At 49.1% G+C, this 23954-nt stretch carries 22 protein-coding genes; 16 read left to right on the top strand and 6 right to left on the bottom strand.

The window, feature by feature from the left end:
- Positions 1-96 precede the first annotated feature (96 nt).
- Positions 97-1491 carry an HDOD domain-containing protein gene (locus ACOQOZ_RS16615; protein WP_420589269.1) on the top strand — a complete coding sequence of 465 codons (1395 nt, stop codon included), beginning with the start codon at positions 97-99 and terminating at the stop codon, positions 1489-1491.
- A gap of 100 nt (positions 1492-1591) precedes the next feature.
- A complete protein-coding gene (locus ACOQOZ_RS16610; protein WP_420589268.1) occupies positions 1592-2695 on the top strand; it encodes a GGDEF domain-containing protein in 1104 nt (367 codons plus the stop codon).
- An 88-nt stretch (positions 2696-2783) separates the two neighbouring features.
- Here ACOQOZ_RS16610 and ACOQOZ_RS16605 read toward each other — a convergent pair whose 3' ends face one another.
- The 3 genes from ACOQOZ_RS16605 to ACOQOZ_RS16595 all read right to left on the bottom strand — a co-directional run bounded on the left by ACOQOZ_RS16605 (position 2784) and on the right by ACOQOZ_RS16595 (position 6447).
- A complete protein-coding gene (locus tag ACOQOZ_RS16605) occupies positions 2784-4406 on the bottom strand; it encodes a phosphatidylinositol-specific phospholipase C domain-containing protein (RefSeq protein ID WP_420589267.1) in 1623 nt (540 codons plus the stop codon).
- 367 nt (positions 4407-4773) lie between these two features.
- The gene (gene hisA, locus ACOQOZ_RS16600) at positions 4774-5538 is read right to left on the bottom strand and encodes a phosphoribosylformimino-5-aminoimidazole carboxamide ribotide isomerase (protein WP_420589266.1); all 765 of its coding nucleotides are present in this window, start codon (positions 5536-5538) and stop codon (positions 4774-4776) included.
- Between the two features lie 156 nt (positions 5539-5694).
- Entirely contained in the window at positions 5695-6447 is a 753-nt protein-coding gene (locus tag ACOQOZ_RS16595; protein WP_420589265.1) for a viroplasmin family protein, read from the bottom strand.
- A 211-nt stretch (positions 6448-6658) separates the two neighbouring features.
- On the opposite strand from ACOQOZ_RS16595, the gene ACOQOZ_RS16590 reads away from it, so the two are divergent.
- The 5 genes from ACOQOZ_RS16590 to ACOQOZ_RS16570 all read left to right on the top strand — a co-directional run bounded on the left by ACOQOZ_RS16590 (position 6659) and on the right by ACOQOZ_RS16570 (position 12128).
- A complete protein-coding gene (locus ACOQOZ_RS16590; protein WP_420589264.1) occupies positions 6659-7159 on the top strand; it encodes a (2Fe-2S)-binding protein in 501 nt (166 codons plus the stop codon).
- Entirely contained in the window at positions 7152-9395 is a 2244-nt protein-coding gene (locus ACOQOZ_RS16585) for a molybdopterin cofactor-binding domain-containing protein (RefSeq protein WP_420589263.1), read from the top strand. Before ACOQOZ_RS16590 ends, ACOQOZ_RS16585 begins: the two co-directional genes overlap by 8 nt.
- Before the next feature lie 294 nt (positions 9396-9689).
- The gene (locus tag ACOQOZ_RS16580) at positions 9690-10631 is read left to right on the top strand and encodes an XdhC family protein (protein ID WP_420589262.1); all 942 of its coding nucleotides are present in this window, start codon (positions 9690-9692) and stop codon (positions 10629-10631) included.
- A 99-nt stretch (positions 10632-10730) separates the two neighbouring features.
- Entirely contained in the window at positions 10731-11321 is a 591-nt protein-coding gene (locus ACOQOZ_RS16575) for a nucleotidyltransferase family protein (RefSeq protein ID WP_420589261.1), read from the top strand.
- A 123-nt stretch (positions 11322-11444) separates the two neighbouring features.
- Entirely contained in the window at positions 11445-12128 is a 684-nt protein-coding gene (locus ACOQOZ_RS16570; RefSeq protein ID WP_420589260.1) for a hypothetical protein, read from the top strand.
- Here ACOQOZ_RS16570 and ACOQOZ_RS16565 read toward each other — a convergent pair.
- Positions 12125-12880 (bottom strand): Nif3-like dinuclear metal center hexameric protein, encoded by a 756-nt coding sequence (locus ACOQOZ_RS16565; RefSeq protein WP_420589259.1) that lies wholly within the window; start codon positions 12878-12880, stop codon positions 12125-12127. The genes ACOQOZ_RS16570 and ACOQOZ_RS16565 overlap by 4 nt on opposite strands.
- Before the next feature lie 72 nt (positions 12881-12952).
- Between ACOQOZ_RS16565 and ACOQOZ_RS16560 the strand changes: the two genes are divergently transcribed.
- Together ACOQOZ_RS16560 and ACOQOZ_RS16555 are read left to right on the top strand one after the other, a co-directional pair.
- Positions 12953-14092, top strand: coding sequence for a S1C family serine protease (locus ACOQOZ_RS16560; protein WP_420589258.1), 1140 nt, complete (start codon positions 12953-12955; stop codon positions 14090-14092).
- Positions 14093-14167: 75 nt separating this feature from the next.
- Positions 14168-15274: a hypothetical protein gene (locus ACOQOZ_RS16555; protein WP_420589257.1), complete on the top strand. Its 1107-nt coding sequence runs from the start codon at positions 14168-14170 to the stop codon at positions 15272-15274.
- 36 nt (positions 15275-15310) lie between these two features.
- On the opposite strand, the gene ACOQOZ_RS16550 is transcribed toward ACOQOZ_RS16555, so the two are convergent.
- Complete coding sequence (locus tag ACOQOZ_RS16550) at positions 15311-15754, bottom strand: YqaA family protein (protein ID WP_420589256.1); 444 nt, start codon at positions 15752-15754, stop codon at positions 15311-15313.
- Between the two features lie 113 nt (positions 15755-15867).
- Here ACOQOZ_RS16550 and ACOQOZ_RS16545 point away from each other — a divergent pair, with 113 nt between their 5' ends.
- The 5 genes from ACOQOZ_RS16545 to ACOQOZ_RS16525 all read left to right on the top strand — a co-directional run bounded on the left by ACOQOZ_RS16545 (position 15868) and on the right by ACOQOZ_RS16525 (position 20397).
- Positions 15868-16446 carry a hypothetical protein gene (locus tag ACOQOZ_RS16545; RefSeq protein ID WP_420589255.1) on the top strand — a complete coding sequence of 193 codons (579 nt, stop codon included), beginning with the start codon at positions 15868-15870 and terminating at the stop codon, positions 16444-16446.
- Positions 16447-16515: 69 nt separating this feature from the next.
- Positions 16516-17067: a hypothetical protein gene (locus ACOQOZ_RS16540; RefSeq protein WP_420589254.1), complete on the top strand. Its 552-nt coding sequence runs from the start codon at positions 16516-16518 to the stop codon at positions 17065-17067.
- 13 nt (positions 17068-17080) lie between these two features.
- Positions 17081-18385 carry a cytochrome-c peroxidase gene (locus ACOQOZ_RS16535; protein ID WP_420589253.1) on the top strand — a complete coding sequence of 435 codons (1305 nt, stop codon included), beginning with the start codon at positions 17081-17083 and terminating at the stop codon, positions 18383-18385.
- 75 nt (positions 18386-18460) lie between these two features.
- Positions 18461-19147, top strand: coding sequence for a response regulator transcription factor (locus ACOQOZ_RS16530; protein WP_420589252.1), 687 nt, complete (start codon positions 18461-18463; stop codon positions 19145-19147).
- Positions 19144-20397, top strand: coding sequence for a sensor histidine kinase (locus ACOQOZ_RS16525; protein ID WP_420589251.1), 1254 nt, complete (start codon positions 19144-19146; stop codon positions 20395-20397). Before ACOQOZ_RS16530 ends, ACOQOZ_RS16525 begins: the two co-directional genes overlap by 4 nt.
- Positions 20398-20411: 14 nt before the next feature.
- Here ACOQOZ_RS16525 and ACOQOZ_RS16520 read toward each other — a convergent pair whose 3' ends face one another.
- Positions 20412-20570, bottom strand: coding sequence for a DUF2986 domain-containing protein (locus ACOQOZ_RS16520; RefSeq protein WP_420589250.1), 159 nt, complete (start codon positions 20568-20570; stop codon positions 20412-20414).
- 186 nt (positions 20571-20756) lie between these two features.
- On the opposite strand from ACOQOZ_RS16520, the gene ACOQOZ_RS16515 reads away from it, so the two are divergent.
- The gene (locus tag ACOQOZ_RS16515) at positions 20757-21974 is read left to right on the top strand and encodes a hypothetical protein (RefSeq protein WP_420589249.1); all 1218 of its coding nucleotides are present in this window, start codon (positions 20757-20759) and stop codon (positions 21972-21974) included.
- 234 nt (positions 21975-22208) lie between these two features.
- A complete protein-coding gene (locus ACOQOZ_RS16510; protein WP_420589248.1) occupies positions 22209-23825 on the top strand; it encodes a hypothetical protein in 1617 nt (538 codons plus the stop codon).
- Positions 23826-23954: the final 129 nt, after the last annotated feature.

Here is a 23954-nt window from a genome sequence, read left to right as displayed (position 1 = left end):
CGGCTCATGCCGGGCGAGCCTTCCAGCCTGAACTATATTTAATCCAGACGTATTTACAGCTGAGCGGTGTTGGCCGCGATTCATAAGGATTTTAGTATGGCTATCCCCGCTACAGTCATGAAAGTGCTGGATGACTGGCACGTTCCCTATTCACTGACCGATGACGAAGAAGTTTTTCAGCTTATGCAAAGTAACCCTCCCGCCTCCTATTCTGCCAAAGTGGCCAATGTTGTTTTCCTGAAGGACGGTGATGGCAAAGTTCAGGTCGTAATTCCGGGCAACCGCCTGCTGGATCTGAACATGCTGGCACATGAATTTGGTCGCCAGTTTACTGCGCTGTCTGCCGAGGAGCTGCAACGCTTAAAAAACAAGTTTGGCCTGGATGAATTTCCAGCGCTGCCCCAGGTGACCGGCGTGGATTCTCTGGTAGATGAAACCCTGCTGGAACAACCGGAGCTGTTTATCGTCTCCGGTGCGGAACACGAGTGGCTTAAAGTACCAACGGATGATTTCCGTAATCTCACGTCCAGCTCTCATATTGGTAGTTACACCGCACCGTTGGCCAGCGAGGTTCACCTGAACAGTCAGGATCAGGACCTGGACGATGTTCATGCCGCCATTCGTCAGTTCACCCCGATGCGTATTAAGCAACGCCTCGAAGAAACCCTCGATTTACCCCCACTACCGGAGACCGCCCGCAAGATCATTGACCTGCGGGTAGATCCGAACGCCGATACCGTCTCGCTGGCACAAGCCGTCGAGCTCGATCCGGGCATGTCAGCCCAGGTGGTCAGCTGGGCTCGTTCACCGTATTACGGCGTGCGTGGTGAGATTAAAACCGTCGAAGATGCGGTATTGCGGGTGCTGGGTTTTGATCTGGTGATTAACCTGGCGCTGGGTCTGGCATTGGGCCGCAGTTTATCGGTTCCTAAAGAAGGGCCACACGGTTACGCGCCGTTCTGGCAACAGGCGGTGGTTACCGCAGCATTATGTGGTGAGCTGGTGCGGATGATTCCGGCACGCCACCGTCCAAGTCAGGGCTTAGCCTATTTGTGTGGACTGCTGCATAACTTCGGATTCCTGGTGCTGGGCCACGTGTTCCCACCACAATTCTCCCTGGTTAATCGTCATATCGAAGCTAACCCTCATATCAATCGCTTCTATATCGAGCGTCACTTACTGGGCATGACCCGTGAACAGGTTTCCAGCTGCCTGATGCAGCAATGGCGTATGCCAGACGAGCTGGTCACAGCTCTGCGTCAGCAACACAATCCGAAGTTCGATGGTGAACACAAGGAGTATGCTCAGATTCTTTACGTTGCCACCCGCAGCCTGCGCCGCCATGGCTTTGGTGATGGACCGTATGAGTTACCGGAGCAGTATATTCTTGATGACCTTGGTATTACTCAGGAAGGGGTTGATGAATTAACCGCTAACATTATGACCAAGATGGATGATCTGAATGAGCTGGTGAGCCTGCTCAATAAATAACGATTCGAAACGGTTGTTCGGTTGCGTGGCGATCCTGCATCGCTGATCTATAGTAAAGCTATTGGCCACGGATGATGCCGCTCATCATCCGGAGGAAGCTATGCCTATATCGGACAAAGAACAAAAAGATTTCGCTAACCAGCTCAACCGTGACTTGCTGAACTCAGGTTTTACCTGGGTTCTTGCGTCTTCATTCCTTGCTGTTTTTTATCTGGTTTTTTATCACCTGGTTCACGCTGAAGAAGCACTGTCGAACAACTACAATTTCTTTCATTACGCACTGGTTTGTTTGGCCCTGGCGTGTATCAGTTATTATCTATGCCGCAACCAGCATTCCCGCAGTTATGCCTGGTACGTTCCCTGTACATTTCTCGGTATTTTCTGGTTGCTGATTGCTTATGATGTGCAGCTGACCTGGTACGCTAATGTCACGTCTGAGACATTACTGATGGCAGGTTTCTTTATTTTCTTACTGGGTTTCCACACCCAGCCCGGCCTGCTTTTTGTTTGCCTGCCTTTTATTATTGCCGGTGATTTTTACATCATCACGTTTATTTCTCCCCCAGAAAACAAAGCAGAGATTTTTGCGTCGCTGATGTTGTACCCCATTCTTTATTTCTTTTTCCGGGTGTCTATCAGTAAGTTCTACCGCCAGGCAAAACAGAAATACATTGAAAATGTCGATCTTGTCAGTCAGCTGAAAGCAATGAGTGTTACCGACGAGTTAACCGGCATCGGCAATCGCAAAGCCTTCAACGAAGGATTAAAACTGCACGCAGATATCAGCCAGCGCCAGGGCAACAATATGACGCTGGTCATTCTCGATATTGACCACTTTAAACAATACAACGATTGCCTTGGCCACCCTCAGGGAGATTCCTGTTTGCAACTGGTGGCAAAACTGCTGCAGAAAAATTGCCGTCGCGGCAGCGACCTGGTAACCCGTATGGGTGGTGAAGAATTCGCTCTGATTTTATCCGGCAGTAACCGAATTCAGGCCAGTCAGTTAGTCCGGCATATCATGGATGAGTTGTACGAAGAGAATATTCCACACCCAGGCTCTTCCGTCAGCGACCGGGTAACCATCAGTTTTGGTATTGCTGAATTTCACAATCAGGATCTGGAAACCCTGTATAAGCAAGCGGATCATGCCTTATACCAGGCTAAGCAAAACGGCCGGAATCAATACAGCATTGCCAGCTGACCGTAAAAACCTGCAATAAAAAAACGGCAATAAAAAAGAAGCCGGAGCCTCTTTTTTATCAGATCGTGTTTCTGGATCTCAGCGTAACTCAGTTACCCCAGTTCCACTTCTGGTTGTTACCACCGTGGTAGCTCCACAGACCAGCGTCTGCACCGCTACCTGAGCCGTAAGCATCCATCACCATATTGGTGTTTACGCGGTTACGCAGAACGCCACCGGAGAAATTCCAGGTCTGATCTTTCGCGCTGGTGTGACAATCCCACAGTTGGACAGTCTGACCTTCACGAACACGGTCATCGTTGCCGGAAATATCCAGACACTTGCCCATGATATTGCGCAGGAAACCGGTAGAAGCATCATAAGCCCACTTCTGCGCATTGCTGCCGTTACAGTTCCACATGCGAACGTTCTGACCGTTATTGTTGTGGCCACCTTCTACGTCCAGACACAAGTTCGCACGAGCGTCACGCAGTTCACGGAAAATGCCTTTGCCTTTTGGATTCTGCCAGTTGCCTTCAACCTGACGGTCGTTGTAGTTCAGCCAAACGTGGCTGTTACCACCTTTCGCCGTTTTCAGGTTTTCATTGTCTTTGCTGCTGGTTGGCACGGAGAACTTGTAGTCACCACCCAATGCCGCACAAGCCGCTTCACCTTGTGTCCATTCACCTTTGTAGGTGCTCAGGCTCCAGGAACCGTCGTTCTGATTCTCACAAGCGAAGTAGTGTTGGTCAGTACAGTAAGCATCATCCCAACGACCGTTACCCCACTGAACGGCACAATCCTGATTGCCGCCGTGGTTGTTTGGCTCGTTCTTGTCCCATGACCAGATAGCCGCTTCGATACGACCGTCGTTATAGGTCATATCATCCAGGTTAACGATGTTACGGCCTTCTTTAAATTCACGGGTTACGTCTGCCGCTTCAATACGGTTTACCGCTTTACCAGCAAAGAACTCACCCAGAGCACCAATACCGGTGCGGTCTTCCCAGATCCGGCTGATGCCACCTAAGCCAGTGAATGCAGTATTCGCCAACGAGCTGTTGTTTGCGCAGCTGCCGTCTTTGAACAATACAACCTGCTTACCGGCCTGCAGCACATCCGCTTCGCTCAGATCATTCGGAATCGCTTTACAGCCATTCGAGGCATAGAATTTGTTGCCCAGCTTGCTGTTTAACGCATCCCATAATTTGCCATGCTCACCATCCACGTGATCTTCGATGTAAAGAATGATCACTTCGGTTGGGTTCTCGTTCAGCCAGTTGCGTACTTCTTCCAGGCCTTCTGTCAGACGACGATCGGTCAGGCTGCAGCCAACGTGTACATCACCAATACTTTTGCCAATACCGGAGTGACACAATAAAACGTCGGTACCCCAGTCGAAGCCTTTAATTTTGTAGGTCCAGTGAGCATCCAGCTCAAGGAAACGTGCCCCCATACGCAGCTGATCGTAAATAGAGTGCTTTTGCTGCGGATCATGGTAGCGGGTAGCGTTACGGTACACTTCCGAGTTGTAAGAATTATGGGTACCCAGAATGCTGTTTTCGCTTAATGGTTCATGAATATCCAGGTCACGCTGCATCGCCAATGCCTTGCCTGCCCAGCTGGATTGGAAATCACCAATAGGATCGGATTTCGGCTTAGAGCTCATGGCTGAAGAACCGGCTGAAACCGCCAGGCCAACGGCCAGAGTGAGTGCTGTTTTCATTGTCATAATAAAACCTTGGGAACAGTGTGCCGCCGCACGGATTACCCGTTAACGACCGCAATATTTATCTTATTGTTATGCAGCCACTTCCGAAAAAGTGAGCTGATTGGCTAAGCCTTGTACTCTTAGTGGCACGCCAGTACTAGGTCAAATCATTCCTCGCTGGCTTATATCGATGTGTTTTTCTGAACTTGACCCGAAAAGTCCATGCCGCAAAAAGCATGCGAGCTGATAGTGCAAAAAGTTAATTTAAAGAGATCAGATCAATAACAAAAAAGGCCGCGAAAAATAACTTCGCGGCCTCTGTTAAAAAATAACAAATGGACTGCGCTCAGAGCCAATTTGATAAGTGGAAGATAGGGGAATTAAGAGATTAAGCGCCAGACTGCTGATTCCAGCTCAGACATTCTTCCAGAGTGACGCCCTTACCACCAAAAATATCCAGTGCGCTGCCGATGGTTAAATCGACCTTACCGCTAGATAACTCGTGCACCCGCTTTAAGTCATCGAGAGAACGGGCGCCGCCAGCATAGGTCATAGGAATGGTTGAATGCTCGCCCAGCATGGCCACCAGCTGTTCATCAATACCGGCCTGTAAACCTTCCACATCCGCGGCATGAATCAGAAACTCATCACAGTGGCTGGCCAGTTCACGCAGGTTTTCAGCGTTCACTGCGGTAGAGGTAACCGTCTGCCAGCGATCGGTGGCAATGTTCCAGCCATCATTGGTTCGGCGACAACTCAAATCAAGAATCAGACGATCTTTACCGGTCTCTTTTTTCAGCTGTTCTAAACGCTCCCAACTGAACTGACCATCTTCAAATAAATAAGAAGTCACAATCACATGAGAAGCACCCGCTTCGAGAAATTCAGCGGCATTGCCCTGGTTCACACCACCACCGAACTGCAAACCTTGTGGCCAGGCCGCCAGTGCTTTTAATGCTTCTTCTTTATTACCCGGGCCAAGCGCAATGACATGGCCACCGCGTAAATCGTGCTTGCGATACAGCTCAGCGTAATACGCCGCATCGTGATCACTGATGAAATTAGTATCGGCACCCTGATCGTTCAGGCTGCCACCAACAATTTGTTTTACCTTGCCCTGGTGAAGGTCAATACATGGGCGAAATAGGGTCATAATTTCTCTCACTTACGGTCAGCTGCGACCAGGTAGAGAAGTATTATGGTGTTTTTTTTCGACCGTCTGCCGCAGGGATGCGGCAGTCGAGCTTACAGGGATGTATGTACAGCGCGTCGAAAAATAAATTCTCTAATACTTCTCAAGATTTCTTTATTAACCCGCGCGCATTTTTAATAACGCAGCAATATCAAAGCTACCATCGTCGCGGGTTTCGTATTTATTCCATTCCGGGTTTTTCCGGTCCACGGCTACCATAGTCATACGGTCGGCCAATTCATTACCTTCTGTGCCAGCATGTGCTTTTACATGGGACAGAATTAATTTGTCTTTAATTTTATTAAACAATGCATACGCCAGTTTAATAATTTCTAAATTCTGGATTTCACCGTCTTTGCGTTTCCAGCCACGCTTTTCCCAACCAGGTGCCCAATCACGGATACATTGGATCGAATACATGGAGTCACAACGAATCTGGGCTGTTTTACCCTGGGCGATGACTTTTTCCGATAACACCAGCGACTGATACAGAGCATTCAGTTCAGCGGAATTATTGGTGCCGTTCGGATTGTACATGCCATACCACAGCTGAATCAGCTGATCGGCACGGTAAATAGCGATACCAGAGCCGGCCTTGCCCGGGTTAGGCTCGCAACCACCGTCGCAATAGAAGGTGTAATCTGTCGTAAAGGTTTCGGCTTTGGCCGCAGGCTTAGATTTGGTCTTAGAGCCTGAACCAGCCGCTTTTACCGTTGCCGGGCGGCCGTAAGCAGCCAGTGCTTCGGCTTCACTGGTAAAGGATTTGTAGCGCGCTCCCGGGAAACCATCGACCTGCTTTTTCGCCGTTGGCCAATCGCTGTAGATACCTGGCTCGTGGCCAGCCCAGATCACGTAAAACTTCTTTGCCATTCACTTTCCGCTATTCTGCAATAAGCCCAAGACGGACTGTTTCAATCAGGTTGCGCATCTTAGCAGAAAAGCACCTTTACGGGCCTTATCAAACATTGGTAACCTTGGGTCACTTAGAAACAACTGAATGATAAATCCGGGTCAGATGATGAGACTGGCCCCGAATCTCAGACTTAAAACTGAAACCGATCGATTACGATACAGGTGCCTGATGATTGAATTAACCGTGAACGGCGTAAAGCATACGCTGGATGTTGAAGCAGATACGCCACTGCTGTGGGTAGTGCGTGATTTCCTGAACCTCAAAGGCAGTAAGTTTGGTTGTGGCGCTGGTTTATGTGGCGCCTGCACCATGCACTTAAATGGCATGCCAATCCGCACCTGTATTACTCCGGTTGCTGCGGCGGCTGGCCAGAACATCACCACCATCGAAGGTGTCGGTTCACCGGATAACCTCAGCACGGTGCAACAAGCCTGGATCGATAATAACGTGCCACAGTGTGGTTACTGCCAGTCAGGCCAGATTATGGCGGCAACGGCTCTGTTGCGGGACAACCCAACCCCATCCGATCAGGATATCGATAACGCCATGAGCGGTAACATCTGCCGTTGTGGTACCTACCCTCGTATCAAAAAAGCCATCAAACAAGCCGCGGGCAATTTATCCGCAGAGCGCAACAGCGACCTGTTCAAGGAGGTGACTTATGGTTGATTCAACGAACACTGCGATAAATCGCCGTACCTTCCTGAAAGCCACTTCAATTACCGGTGGTGGTCTGATGATGACCATGGCTTTACCAGCCTGCAGTACGCTGAAAAATGGCGGCGTGAATATCGACAACGGTAAAGAAGGCTGGGATTCTAACGCCTGGGTGCGTATCGATACCGATAACACCATTCATTTTGTCCTCGACCGTACAGAGATGGGTCAGAACACCTACACAGGCATGACTTCATTATTGGCAGAAGAACTGGAAATTGATCCGGAAGTAGTTAAGGTCGAGTTCGCCGGTGTGGATTCGGCTTACCTGAATACCATTTATAAATTACAGATTACCGGCGGCAGCACCAGTGTGGCTTCCAGCTGGCAGGTTATTCGCGAATGTGGCGCCGCTACCCGTATGATGTTGATTCAGGCGGCTGCAAATACCTGGGGCGTTAAAACCGACCAGTGTTACGCCGAGCTGGGTCACGTCATTAATAAAAGCAGCGGTGAAAAAATTGCTTATGGTCAGCTGGCCACCATTGCCGCGACCTACTCCATTCCGTCCGATATTCCGCTGAAAGATAAGTCCGAATTTAAAGTAATCGGCAAATACAACAAGCGTCTGGATGCGAAAAAGAAAGCAACCGGCACCGCTGACTTTGGTATCGATACCGACCTGCCAGGCATGTTGTACGCGGTGGTCACCCGCGCGGGTCGCTGGGACAGCAAGGTTAAAAGTTTTGATGCCAGCGCGGCTAAAAAAGTAGCTGGCGTGGTTGATGTGTTTGAAATTAATGCACCAGCCGCAGTGGGTGTTGCCGTAGTTGCCAAAAGCTACTGGCAGGCGCGTAAAGCTCAGCAACAGTTAACAGTAGAATGGCACGACAGCGAATTAAATAACGTCAGTGACGACAGCATCTTTACTCAGTATCAAACCGATATGGCGGAAGACAGCGGTAAAAACGTGCGTGATGAAGGCGATATTTCCAAGGCACTGGAATCAGCCTCTTCGACCATTACCGCTGAATTTAAAATGCCATTCCTGGCTCACGCAACGCTTGAACCACAGAACTGCACCGCCTGGGCGAAAAAAGACGGCATGGAAATCTGGGCACCTACTCAGGGTCCAAGCATGGCACAGGTTGCTGCTGCGAAGGCCAGCCGTTATTCGCTGAGCGATATTAAAGTTAACGTTACCTTTATGGGTGGTGGTTTTGGCCGCCGAATTAATAACGACTTTGTGGCTGAAGCCGCAGCCATTTCTGACAAGCTGCAAAAGCCGATTAAATTAATCTGGTCTCGAGAAGAAGACACCAAGCGTGACTTCTACCGTCCATCCAGTTATCACCAACTGACCGCAACCTTAGACCAACAAGGCGACATCACTGGCTGGCAGCATCAGATGGCTGGCTCTGGTGTGTTTGATTATTTTGTTGGTGAAGCGGCGCCGGCTCAGTACCCGTTCGCTCCGAAGTTTATGTACGGCATGTTAGAAAGCGCCGGTAAAATGGGTGAAGGCATTATTGCTCCGGCAGACGGTTCCATTTTTGAAGGTGCCGAAGCCTTACCTTATGAGTTCGACAATATTTCCGTCGATTATAAAAAATCTGACTCTGGCATTTTAGTCGGTAACTGGCGTAGCGTCGGTTTCTCACACAATGGCTTTATTACCGAAACCTTTATGGATCAACTGGCTGACAGCCAGAAAAAAGATCCGGTTCAGTTCCGCCTGGATTTATTAAAAAATCATCCTCGTGCAGCTAACGTGTTGAAAACAGCAGCAGAAAAAGCCAACTGGGGTTCACCACTTCCGGGTTGTACACAAGGTGTTTCTCTGCACAAATCCTTTGGTACCTGGGTTGCTGAAATTGCCGACGTCGAAGTGAATGGCAGCAGCCTGAAAGTGAAGCGTGTGGTGTGTGTGGTCGACTGTGGTCAGGTAGTAAACCCGGATACCGTTGAAGCACAAATGGAAGGTGGGATTATTTTCGGTTTAACTGCCACCTTGTACGGAAAAATCACCATCGTTGATGGCGAGCCACAGCAGAACAACTTCTACGATTACCAGCTATTGCGTATTAACGAATCGCCGGATATTCAGGTGCATATTATTGACAGTGATGAGTATCCGACGGGCGTGGGTGAACCGGGTGTTCCACCGATTGCCGCCGCGATAGCGAACGCTGTGACACGAAAAACCGGCCAGCGTTTTAATAGCTTGCCGCTCGAACTGAAAAGCTGATTTTTTAAAGCGCTGGAGCAAAGAACGCCGCATATTTAACGTCGACACGCAGCAAGTACGTCCCTGTATGCTCTCTTATAGCGTCCCTGCTATAAAAGGTCGACTTATAAACATCCGGCGCTCTTTACTCTGATAAACCGCAACGGCTTTCTGATTTATCAGATTCGGTAGCGTGTTTAATCAGAGTGACCTTGGGCAGCAGGGATGCTGCACTAGAGCCTATAGGGACATATTCACGGCGTGTCACGAGATTAAATTCGCTACCGGATCAACAACGTCGACTAAAAATACCTCATGAACGGCAGCAACTGGCACCTCTTACAACAACTTCTGCACTGGTTAGATCAGGGAATTGAGCCCTGGTTAGCAACCGTGCTGGAAACCTATGGCTCGTCGCCACGCCCGGTTGGCTCTCTCATGATGTATCACCCGGATAAAGGCATCGTAGGTTCGCTGTCCGGCGGCTGTATCGAGCAAGAGTTAACCGAACAACTTTCAAGCAACGAACCAAGCTGCCCAACCGTCATTCGTTACGGCGGTGATGCCGAAGAGCAACAACGCCTGCAACTGCCTTGTGGCGGCCATCTCGATGTACTGCTGGAAAAAGTCGATAAAAGCCAACAATCCCATTTTCAGCAATTATTTGCGGCATTAAAACAACGCCATCACATTGGCCGTCAGATCCATTTAACCAGCGGTGAACTGAACATCATCGATGACGAAAATCTGCCAAAAGATATTCAGCGCGACGGTGATATTATTCAGCATGCATTACGGCCACACGATAAATTGTTAATGGTGGGGGCTGGTGAAGTCGCACGTTGTGTTGCGGAAATAGCGAAAAACCTCGAGTTCGAAATTACTCTGTGTGATTTTCGTGATGAATTTTTACAGGGCTGGCAGGTCGATGGCGTCACCGTCGTTAAAGGCATGCCCGATGACCTGATTGTCGAATCCTTTAACGACAAACACTGCGCCATTATTGCACTGGCACATGACCCGCGCATCGACGATATGGCGATGTTGGAAGCACTGAATTCAGACGCTTTTTACATCGGCGCCATGGGCTCACTGAAAACCTCCACTAAACGCCGTGAGCGCCTGCTGGAACTGGACATCAGCCAGAAACAGCTGGAAAAACTGCATGCGCCAATCGGCATTGATATCGGCAGTAAAACGCCCTACGAAATTGCTTTGTCGATAATGGCACACGTCGTTCAGTATCGACCCGCATAACGTCTGTCTGTACGACCTTTTACCGTACTTTCACCAGTAGCGGCTGGCTAAATCCCTATGCTAGTGTCGAGAGTCAGTTATCCACATCAAAGGTAATCAATGACGGTTGGAGTTGTATTATTAGCCGCAGGCCGCAGCCAACGTTTTGGCAGTGATAAACGTCATGCCCCCTTCCCCGAATCAGAGCAGGTGAATACATCGGTATTCTTCAGCACACTGAGCCAGATACGTGCCAGTAAACTGCCCTGCTTTGTTGTATTGCGCCCGGGAGACCAGGCGCTGGGCCAGCAGCTGGATCAACTGAACATTGAATGGGGAATTTGCCCGGATGCCGACCAGGGAATGGGCCATAGCCTGGCTTTTGGTGTGCACTCGACTCAGCACTGGCAGGGATGGCTGATTGCACTGGCGGATATGCCCTGGGTGTTAACCACGACCTATCAGACTCTGGCCAATCATCTCAACGGTGAAAACATCGTCAGGCCGTGTGTCACTCAATCTGATGCGACAGAAAAACCGGGCAATCCGGTCGCCTTCTCACAAACCTTTGCCTTTCAGCTGATGCAGTGCAGCGGAGACAGCGGCGCCCGTCATGTTGTTAAGGCCAACCCCGATAAGGTCGAAAACCTTCTGCTGAATGACCCGGGCATTCTGCGCGATATCGATCAGCCCGCCGACCTTCCCAACTAACGGCCCATCGAACCATAGCCAATTGGTCTGACTTTTGTTAAAAAAGGCCAATAACTATTGGTTTGACCCGTTTTAACACAGGCAGCCAATGCTTTCGGATAGCATCTGACGAAGGAAGTGCGGATGAGAAGTTTGGCTGTATTGTTATTGTCGCTGGCTAGTTCCCTCTCTCAGGCCAGCAATTCTGAACTACAACAATTAGAATTATTGTCCTACCGGCTCTCCTCCTCATTTGCGACCTATATCTTTTTTGAAGGTCAGCAGGAGTATCTGCAACAAGCCAAACAACATCTGCAACAGGGCAGTCAGTTACTCGCCTCTCTTCCGGAGCAACACCCGGACATTCGCCAGAAATGGCAAACCGCACAAACCTTTATTGCTGACAATGAAAACCGTTCATTCGAAGGTTTTGATATGACGCTGGAAGCTGGATGGAGTTTATTAACTCTGGATTTACAGGAAAAAATTGCTGCGCTGAATCCACGCGAACAAAGTTCTCCGGCTTTCAGGCTGCGTTTAGAGCTGGAACAGATTCTGGTGCACTATATGAAATTCGCCAACTCCACCACAGGCGGTTATGGCGTGAGCCGGGCGAGCGATACCATTGAAGATAAAGTTGCCCGGGCAGAAGCGATTATTAATCAGAGTTTTGCTGATAACAGCCACTTAAAGCGAAAGTGGAATTACATTAAAAAAACCATCCTGGCGTACAACTCAAACACCGCACCTTATATTGTGATGCGGGTGTTTGATGATATGCGGTTAATGATTTCCCGTAGTGAAGAACAGCAAACCGCTGCTAATTAAACCGGATTATCGATATCCACAAATTCAACGTTTAAGTTAAATTCTTCTGCCAGGTATTCACCCAGCGCTTTGGCACCATAACGTTCGGTAGCGTGGTGCCCGGCGCTAAAGAAATGAGTACCGGTTTCACGAGCCAGATGTACTGCTGGTTCGTTAATTTCACCGGTTAAATAGGCATCAACCCCGGCATCAATCGCGGTCTGCAAATACCCCTGAGCACCACCGGTACACCAGGCGATGGTTTCAATCATGTCGCCGTCTTCACCAATATGCAGAGGTTCACGCTGCAGGCACTCAGCAATCCAGGCGCGGAATTCTTTGCCACTCATTGGTCGTGGCAGACGACCAATATTGCCCGGCTTGGATAAATCACTTTCATCAATCGGGCCATCCACCTGCAGTCCGAGTACATCTGCCAGCTGAATGTTGTTGCCGTACACAGGATGAACATCCAGCGGCAGGTGATAACCAATCAGATTAATATCGTGGGCCAGGAGCGCTTTCAGGCGTTCTTTTTTGATACCGATCACCCGCTGATCTTCACCTTTCCAGAAATAACCATGGTGAACCAGAATGGTATCGGCTCCACGTTCAATGGCGATATCGATCAATGCCTGATTGGCGGTAACACCGGTAATGATTTTGCTGACCTGTTCTTTGCCCTCAACCTGTAAGCCGTTAGGACAATAATCGCGAATACGCGCAGTCTGTAATAATGTATCGAGGTGCTTGATTAGCTGGCGGCGATCCATAATCCTAGTACCCTGTGCACTCAGTATGAAAACTCTAATTTTATGGCCGATGGCAGGGGCCAGGCAACTCACATGATCTATCGTTTTTTATTGCCCATTCTGTTTGGTGTCATCGCAGCCTTAGCGGTTCTGAATCTGGCGCCGGAATGGATTCTTCAGCAGCCGGCCAACCAGGCTGATAAACCATCCGACACTGCGGTAATCCCTCCTCTGAATCTTGGTGTGGTCAGCTACGCTGCGGCGGTTGATGCTGCCGCCCCGGCGGTTGTGAATATTTACACCCGTAAAACGGTCAAACGTCAGCACCATCCGATTTTTGATGACCCCTACTTCAATCAGTTTCTGCGTGAAACGCCACAGCCCAGCGAACGTCTGCAATCCAGCCTGGGCTCAGGCGTCATTATGTCGGCCAGTGGTTATGTGCTGACCAACCATCACGTTATTCGCAGTGCCGACGAAATTGTGATTGCCCTGCGCGATGGCCGTGAAGCCGAAGCCATGCTGGTTGGCACGGATCCGGAGGCGGATCTGGCATTACTCAAAATCAAACTCGCCAACCTGCCGGTAATCAAAGTCACATCACAACGCAGCCAGAGTATTGGTGATGTGGTGCTGGCGATTGGCAATCCGTTTGGTGTTGGCCAGACGGTCACCATGGGAATTATTTCGGCTATCGGTCGTAATCAACTGGGGCTGAACACCTACGAGAATTACATCCAGACCGATGCTGCCATTAACCCCGGAAACTCCGGCGGAGCACTGATTAATGCTTATGGCGAGTTAGTGGGAATTAACACCGCAATTTATTCCCAGTCTGGGGGCAGCGAAGGTATCGGTTTCGCTATTCCGGCAGAAACCGCCACTCAGGTTTTGAATGATCTGGTGAAACACGGCGCAACCATTCGCGGTTGGCTCGGTATTGAAGTGCAGGAAGCCAATCCGAAACTGCTGAAGTTGCTGGGTTTACCGGATGCTTTGAATGGTCTGATTGTCACCGGCATTTACCCGGGAGGCCCGGCAGAACAGGCCGGTCTGGCCACCGGAGATATCCTCACCATGATTAATCATCAGGATTCTGCTAATGCCCAGCAGGCAATGAACCAGATTGCCGCTCTGCGCCCGGGCGACCGTATCGATCTGGAATTCCTGCGTGCCGGTAAAACCATTCGTACCAGCGCCATTGCCGGTCGACGCCAGTCACAGCAGCCCTGATTACGTCGGTTGCGAACACTGGATTCGGGCATAAGGATGTGCTCGAATAGCCTGATAACCAGACAAAAGGACTTGATGATGAAGGTAGCAACCGTACCTGCCGCACTGTTTACTCTGTGCACCCTCTCCGCCTGTAGCGATATTCCGGATCTGCCGTTAGGGCAGGAACTGAAACCCGCCGGTGAAGACCAAACCACCAAAAATATCAGCAAGCTGTTAACCGATCACTTAACCGAGTTTTATAAAGGCGAAGAAGTCTTACGCGATACTCACCCGAAAGATAACGGCTGTATTCGTGGCACCTTTAAAATCGATAAAGACATCGCAAGCGGCTACCAGCACGGAATTTTTCAACCAGAAGCGCAATACCCGGTATGGATGCGTTTTTCCAATTCGGTGGAAGAAATCACCAGTGATCATGAAAATGATTTCCGTGGCCTGGCGATGAAACTGACTCAGGTAAATGTTGGCCAGCGTTTACCTAAACCGGGAGATGAGCAACACACTCAGGACTTCTTATTTCTTGGCCACGATGCATTTTTCGCTGCTAATCCACAGGAGTTTTTTGACTTCTTCGATGCGAATTTTAATGGCTCGCGCCTGGCATTTCTGGCAACTCACCCACGTGGCGCCTGGAATATCTTTAAAGGTTCAAAGACCTATAAAAACCCGTTAAATGTGAAATGGAACAGCGTGGTGCCTTTTGCACTGGGATTACCCGAAACATCAGCCGATGGCGAGAAGACCTACCCGCAGGTTGTGCGTTATGCATTAAAAACTTGTACTGATAACTCCGGGGAAATTACCCCATCGGAAGACTACCTGGCCGAGAATCTGGCCAAGCAATTAAAAGACGGGACTGGCTGCCTGGATTTTTATCTGCAGTTCCAGAAAGATCCAAAGAAAAATCCGATCGAAAATGCGCTTTATCGCTGGCATGAAGAACAAACGCCTTTTATCAAAATCGCACGCATTGATATCCCATCACAAACGTTCACCTCGGAAGCCCAGAAACAATTCTGTGAAAATATCTCGTTTAACCCATGGCATGGCATTGAAGAGCACCGACCGCTGGGAGGCATCAACCGTGCCCGCCAGGTGGTGATGAAAGACATCTCGGATTTCCGCCTGAAAATGAACGGCGTTGAACGGTTTGAGCCCACTGGAACCGAGCAGTTTTAACGCCAGCATACCTTCGATCATTCTCCCGGTAGCACCTCAGCTACCGGGACTGAAAAATAAAAATATCCCCACCAGCACCAGATAACGCCCCAGCTTCGATAATAAAATCAGCCACCAGACCTTTTTCCACGATGCTTTCAGTATACCGGCGATAAAAGTCAGTGGATCTCCCACCACCGGTACCCAGGCCATCAACAAACTCCAGACGCCGTATTTTTCAAACCATTGCTCAGCCCGCAACCAACCAGCTCCACTGAGCTTATTTCGTTGCTGCAACCAGTCATGCGCCCAATAACCCAGCGCATAATTCACGTAACTGCCCAGCGTATTACCCGCCGTCGCAAACAACAGCGAATACAGTGGCGAAAAGCCCTGGGACAACATGACTACCAACAGCCATTCCGAGCCCAACGGCACCAGCGTTGCTGCAGCGAATGACAAAAAAAACAGCGCGGCATAGCCAGGCTCTAACCATTCCATTTAATGACTTTCTCTTGTGTAGCGAATCCGGGTTAGCGTCGTATTCTCAAGCGACATTTTTTTCACAGAAGGTAGCGAAGACTAACAGGGCACTTTATCTGTGGAAATAACCCATGCTCAGAATCCCGCGAATCACCCTGTTACTGGCCAGCCTGCTTCTGCCAGCCCATATCATGGCGCAACACCCCGATACAGCAAATACAACCAAGACCCTGAACACTAATCTGAATCCGGTACCGGTATCAGGCTGGATTATGTCAGCACCGGATGATCAACAGCGCTTTTTCCGTATTCAAACTTACCTGCGTGGTTTTGATCACACCATGTGGGAAGTTGGAGAGCGCTACGAAAAACTGCAACAAGCGGTGGAGCGTAATAATTCTGGCCTGGCGCAATATCATTGGAAAAAGATCCGCAAAACCATTCTTACCGGTTTGATGAAGCGTCCGAAAAGGGCTGAGAACGCCCACGCTTTATTTCTGGATCAGCTGTGGCCACAGGCCAACAAGGCGCTAAAAACAGCAGACCCAAAACAAATGAAGCAAGCCTTAAAGGGCATTCGTTCAGCCTGTATCGCCTGCCATATCGCGGAAGACGTCGCGTTTGTGAACAACCAACCGATGTTCGATGCTCCACCTTCAGTTTCATCTTTCGACTCAAAGTCACGCACTGGTTCTGTTGCTGCTCACTGACATTTTTTTCACACAAGGCTAGTTACGCTACAGGCAATGACCCAACCCATCTGAATAAAGAGATTTGTGATGAACAAACAAGCATTAGCAAGATTTCTTTGCGCACCGATATCCGTGGTGTGTTTACAGCACGCAGCAATAGCAGAAGACAATAATAAAAAATTTCAGCTGAACCTGGATGCGGAATATCTGATTGCCGGCAATTACAGTGTCAGCTACGACGCCCTCGCAGGCGCCAGTCTGCAGTATTTTCTGCATCAATCAGGCCGTTGGAATCACTTCGTTCGTGGCGGCTTTAAGCAAAATATCGTTGATGCCAATAGCTCTGGCGGTTCGACCATCAATATTTATTCACTGGATATTGGCTCGCGTTATCAATTTGCCAGCCTGTGGAATAAAAACCTATACGGCGAGTTCTCCCTGGGCGCCGCCCATAGCCGCGAAGAATTCAGTAACCAGCTGATTGATCGCACCACCAAAGACACCTTCAGTGAGACCAATATCAAAGCCGGTTTGGGACTGGGAATGGAATTCACCCGCAACCTGGATGGCCAGTTGTACCTGAGCCAACTTGGTTCCAAAAGTTCTGCGGCTGGTTTCAGCCTCTCTTATAAGTTCTAGTGAGGAATGATTTATGAAAACACCGAATGCCTTCGCTGATATCTCATTTATTAAAGCACTGCCTGCGGCGTGTTCTTTATTGCTGTTAAGCGCGTGTGGCAGCAGTAGCTCGACCAATACCGCAGAACCACAACATCGTCTCGGCAGCTTACCTGAAACGGTAATACATCCGGCCAGTACTCCCACCAGCCAGGCAAAAGTGGAACTGGGTCGAACACTATTCTGGGATCCGATTATGTCCGCTGGCAAAGACGTTGCCTGTGTCACCTGTCATCATCCGGATGCCGGTTATGCCGACGGCCTGGACATCAGTATTGGCGTGGGTGGCCAGGGCCTGGCAGCAGATCGTAAATTCGGCACCTTCGCCATGCGTAACGCACCCACGGTGTTAAACACTGCCTTTAACAGCATTGATCACACCGGTAACTACGATCCGTCTCAGGCGATGATGTTTTGGGATAATCGATTAAAATCACTGGAAAAACAGGCATTGGGCCCGATTGAGTCGCGTGAAGAAATGCGCGGTTTTTCCAACAACGCCGTTAGCGAAGCCATCACCGACTCCATCCGCAATCTGATATCGGCCGATATGCACAGCGCACAAACGATCAGCCATACCGCAGACAATCAGCTGATTGCCGATCTGGGGGCCGCTTCGGAGAAAGTACTCAGCACCGGCCGCGAAAACAATCTCGGTCAGATGGTGGATATTGTTGTATTGCGGCTGAAAAAATATCCGGAATACCTGCAGTTATTTCAGAACGCTTTTGGTGATACCAGTATTACAGCCGATACCATTACGGCACAACGTATTGGCCAGGCCATTGCCGCATTTGAACGCAGCCTGATCAATAACAACACACCGTTCGATCGTTACGCCCGTGGTGATAATAATGCGCTGACTCAGGAAGAAGTGCGTGGTTTAAATGCTTTTATGGCGGCTGGCTGTAATGTCTGTCACAGCGGTCCGATGTTTTCCGATTTTGAACTGCACCAACTGCCGGTTCCGGTGAATAACAAGCAACCGGATGATCGGGGTGTAAACGGCAAATTCCGTACCCCAACATTACGTAACCTGGCCTCAACCGCACCTTATATGCATAACGGAACCAAGGCCGATCTGAAAAGTGCCATCCGCTTTTATCACGGCATCAGTAACCCTTCTGGTGACCCTGATCTGAGCCAGCTTAAACTGAGCAGCGACGACGCCACCATCGAAGCAATTGAGAAGTTTCTGCTGACGTTAAGCGACGATAATTTTGATAAAACCATTCCGGCATCGGTTCCGAGTGGTTTAAACCCCGGCGGTGATATCTGATCTAGACTGAAATCAGTTATCACATACCAGGCAGGCCCGCGATATGCGGGTCTTTGCCGTTTTGTGGAGTAAACGATGAACCTGCTGCTGATCGAAGACAATAAAGAGATTGCCGACATTATTTTCGATTATTTCGAACTGAAAGGCATTGAGCTGGACTATGCACACCAGGGATTACAGGGGTTTGAGTTGGCGAAACAACAGGAATATGACCTGATTATTCTCGATGTGATGCTGCCGAAAATGGATGGCTACAGCGTTTGCCAGAAATTGCGCGAAGAAGGTATTCAGACACCGGTTCTGATGCTTACGGCACGCGACAGTCGCGATGATATTCTGACCGGTTTTAATCAGGGGGCCGATGACTATCTGGTGAAGCCTTTTGATCTGGATATTCTTGAAGCCAGAATCCACGCCCTGATTCGTCGCCATAAAGGTGATATTGCCAATACCCAGCTGTGCTACAAAGAACTGCTTCTCGACCTGAAACAACATACGGTTCAGCGCCAGAACCAACGTTTTAATCTCAACCCGGTGCAGTACATTTTATTAAAAACCCTGATCCAGCAAGCACCCGCCGTTGTCAGTCGCCAACAATTAATTACGGCAATATGGGGCAAGGACGAGCCGGATTCTGATTTATTACGCAATCATATTTACCAGCTACGTAACCTGATTGATAAGCCGTTCGCTAACGCCTGTATTCATACCGTACCTAAGACGGGTTATCAGATTATGTTGCCGGATGAGGATGGTTTATGAAAAACATCCGCATGGCACGGCGCCTGACGTTTACCTATTTTGCCATTGTTTCCGCCGTGATTATTTTTATCCATTTTTCGGTGTATTACTCCACCTTTGAAGGGATTGAGCGTTCACTGGCGAAAGATCGTTTTGATGAAGTTCGCCCCCATGCCGCCGAACTGGTTGCCACTGGCCTGCACGATAAAGTTCAGGTAAGCCCGCATATTGTCGCCTACACCACACCCGAAGCGTTACCGGATTATTTTTCGCCACCACGGGGAATTCAGCCCGATCAGGCGTACGAAGTACATTTCAGCAAGGGCGAAGTGCCGGAGTTTTTTTATCTGAAAACCCGGATGATGGTCGCCGGAAAACAGCAGCAGGTCTGGCTGATTAATTTTAAAGACGTACACGAGTTTGACCGCGAAGAGTTATTTTTATCACTGCGTTTCCAGTTTCTGATGTCGCTTATTTTATTGGGCATGAGCTTATTGGTGGTACAGAAAATATCATCCCTGCTCACCGACCCGCTTTACAACCTGGCCAATCAGATTCGCCAGCGTCCGGCGGATGATCACTCTGAACTGGAAAATCCCGAGGGTATTATCACTCAGGAGTTGCAGGTATTAATTGACAGCTTTAATCAACATCAACAGACCATCAGCCATTTAATTGAACGCGAACGTGCCTTTAACCGTCACGCCAGCCACGAATTACGTACGCCACTGATGGTGATTAAAGGAGCTCTGTCGTTATTAAAAGCCAGCGGCGGCGATCAGTTTGCTCAAAAGCAATATCAGCGTTTACACCAGGCCAGCGAAGAGATGAACGAGTTTATCTCAACCCTGCTGACACTCAGTCGCGATGAAGACGAACATCACGGCAGCTACACCTTGGAAGAAAACCAGATTCGACAGATCATCCAGCTGCATGAACATTTGCTGGAAGATAAGAAGCTGAGCTGGACGTTAACTCTGTCTGATAATTGCCAGACCGAACTCTCCCCCGGAGTACTGAAGATATTGGTAGGGAATCTGGTAAAAAACGCCTTTAGTTATACCGAAGAAGGTGAAGTGATTATTGATGTTAATCCACAGCGGATCCGTATTACTGATACCGGGATCGGCCTGGAACAAGCCCGGGAGCACAGCCAGGGGTTTGGTTTAGGGTTAGTAATTGTGCGCGATATCTGCCGCAAATACCGACTGGAATTTGCCTTGCAGGACAATCACCCAAAAGGTTGTATCGCTGAAATACGGCTGGGCTGAAACGCCCGCCCGTATCAGGACTCGCTGCTTTCGCTGGCCTGCTGCTCTGCCATTTCCGCCCGCTCGGCTTTAGAAATATAACGCGGCTTATTGGAGTTCTTCGGCGCCTCACGCTTCTGGGTTTTCTTCAGTTTTTTAGTGAGGATGGTTTTGATCTTTTTCTTGCGATTCATACAAACAACAACCTATTCAGTGTTCAGCTATTGTATGCGTTATTCACATCGCAGTCACAAACTGTGATAAGCAGTTCACACTCGCATACACTTCCCCTATACAGGGGAAGTTCGCCTGAGTCATGAAACATAAAATCTCCAACCACTTTTGCTGCCGAACCGCAGTTAATCAATCTGGGGATGATTATGGAAACGAACAAAACATTATTAGCATTACTGTATGCTTCTGCCTTGGCACTAACAGCCTGTGGCGGGGGAAGCAGCTCAAGCTCCACAACAGAACAACCACCAGCCAACGAGACTTCTGGTAGCGAAAATTCTGGGAACAGCACACCAACCTTGCTTCAGGATACCAGCTGGAGTGCCGGTCAGGATCGAGTACTGGGATTGAGCTACGGTGGCACGCGCGACAACCCTGTGATTTCGATGCTGAAAGCGAAGCCAGTCGAAGGGCAGGACGGCGACTTATTTACACTTCAGTCTGTGGCTTATCCACAAACTGACTTCAGTATCACCCGTACTATCGATAACGGCCGTGACCGCCAGGATTACCAAAAATTCGATATTATCAGCAGCAACGGCAAAGACTATGTCATCGCCTGCCAGGATGGTAATAACTCTGTCGGTTACGCTCAATCAACCAAATTACATATCTGGGAAAGTTCAGCACCCGATGATGTTGAAGCAATTGGGTTGAGTGACATTAATGGCAATTTCCACCTTCGTGGTTGCAACAGCCTGGATGCTCTTTTCACGCAAGGCTCGAGCACCGCGATGGAAGCCAAAGTTTATGTAGTGGGCTACAGCGAACCTGACAACGCAGGTTTTAGTGGTGATCGTTTAGTGCAGGTGAGCTTAGTGTTTGATACCACCCAAACCATTGATCAGGGTGCCATTTCATTCCTCAGTGGCGAAGCCAGAGCGGCAGCACAAAATCTGTATCAAGCAGGTCCTAACGATAGCCTCGATGCAGTGGCCGCCTATGGTAATAACATCTACTTTTTCACCTATGAAGATGACAATGCCTACAACACGCTTTATTACATGAATGGTGCAGCGGCGAATCCAATCACGAAAGTTGTGTCGCAATCCGTTAATGATGTATTTGCCGGTGTGGCTCAACAAATGTCGGTAAAAGATATGACCCTGGTACAGGGCATCAATGATCATGATCTGATTTACCTGGTGTCTGACTCCGATGCACCCGGTATTGCTGTTGCTGGCCATCGCCCATTTGTGGCGGTTCCGGCACGCACATTGGCTAAAACATCGGATACGCTGGCGCAACGTTGCAGCGATGTGATTACCGCAAATCCAGCTAATGGTTACGGCCAGAAAATGTGGTGTTATGACGCAACGGAAGCCGGGAAAGTGCTTGAATTACAGGCTCCGGGTTATCCTTAACTTTCTAGCTACCGCGCAGAGCGTGGGAGCCAGACAGGTTTATTCGTAAATAATTAAACAATGCCGGTCTTTCTGAAAAGAAAGTCCGGCTTTTTTATGTGTTTTTTACAGCAATGTAAAAAATCATTATCGCACTCTAATTCCCCTATATAGGGGAGGTTCGTATTTCAGCTAAGTCATAAAATTTTCGGGTAATTGGCTGCGTATCTGCAGTAAACAAACCCGGAGATGATGATGGAACCGAATAAACTCTTACTGGCAATGCTGGCCGTCTCGACCTTAACCCTCACTGCCTGCGGCGGTGGCGGCGGAAGTTCAAGCTCACCGGAAGAAACGCCAGCCCCCATAGATAATGCTGGCAATACGGATAATGCTGGCGATACCGATAACGGCGGTAATACTGATAACGGCGGTGATCAAACGTCAGCCCCACAATGGTCAACCCCGGTTGCGCTAACCGACGGTAGTAACTACACCAGCCTGGAGCTGTTCGATGGCGCAGGCAACAAGCCCATGATGGTGACCCAAAAACACTCGACGCTTTATAGTCGTGAATTTGATGGCAGCAATTGGAGCGATGAGACTCAAATCAGCCCAATCTTCTCGGTTAATCAACTTGACTGGGACGTCAATAGCAACGGCAAGGCCGTCATGGCCATATCAACGCAACCAGTCAATCCAAGCAGCAATTTCAGGGAGTGTGCATTAACCTACTTCCGATATGATGGTAACCACTGGGATAGCAGCAACTCGGTCACCGCTCGGCTGTTGCGTAACCCCAATGGCAGCTACTCCTGCTCCAATGTTGGAGATTTTAATGTTGCTTTGGCCGGTGATGACAGCCTACTGATGACCTGGTACCGCCGGGACCTTGATAATTCCTATTATCAATATTGTGGTAGCAACAACCAATGTGCAACTAATCCGGAAGCTCAGGCCAACAGTATCGGGTCTCGTTTTATCCGAGGCATTGGTCTGGGTAACGATGGCAAAGGGCGCGTATTAAGGTTTAATGATACAGCAGCAGGCAGTGTATTGATTGCCGGGTTTGATACTGCCCAGGGTGAAGGTTTGGGTTCGTCCAACCTTGCGTCTTCACCTTCGATCCGTTCAAAACGGGCCAGCATGGCCGTCAACGATGCCAGCCACAGCCTGGTAGTATTTGATGAAGGACGTAATTTACAAGCTCGTTTCGACAATGGCAGCAGCTTATCACCAGCCGTCACCCTTGCCGACGATTTACCTGCACTAGGTGCCCCAATACTACGAACTTACCTGAGTGATGGTAGCGATTATGGTTTAACGCTCTGGCGAGAGTTCGATAACACGACAAAGCAAACACCTTTACGTAGCAACATATCTGACGCCAGCGCATTTGAAGCTTCCAGTATCCAACATCAATCAGAGGGAGAAATTGTTCACTATAGATTTTCCGGCGATATCAATGACAATGGTAAAGCTGTCATTGCCTGGTTTGGTTATTCTGTTGATGCAAACAACGATCGTGAGCCTGCTACCTTGTACAGCCGTATTTACGATGGCAACCGCTGGCTGGATGCTGAGATAATCGACAACAATATCGACACCAACGATTTATCACCTTTAAAAATGGGTGTTTATATCGATAACTCCGACGAGGTGACGTTAGTCTATACCGCGAAGAAGACAGATCAGGATATCCAAACTGAGCCAGCCCCTAAGTTATTTTATAGCCGCTTTAGTACGAGCAATAGCCATATTGCGGCTGCTAGATTACAAAATAACAGCGACAAGCAGGGCGCCAGCAAAGAAGAGGCCGAACAAATTAAAGCCGAACTTGAAGGTGCTGGAGCTGAAGTAGAAGTGAAATAATGACATTATCCAATTCTATTTAATCCTCTGATAAAGCCAGCCCAACCATACTGTGGGGCTGGTTTTTTTACGCATTTTTCATGCGTTTTTAAAAAACGCCAATCTCATCACACTTCCTGTCAACTACGT

The organism is Bacterioplanoides sp., from assembly GCF_965219715.1.
GTDB lineage: Bacteria > Pseudomonadota > Gammaproteobacteria > Pseudomonadales > Oceanobacteraceae > Bacterioplanoides.
Note: the sequence above shows the minus strand (reverse complement) of the source record. Positions and strands in the feature narration are given on the sequence as shown.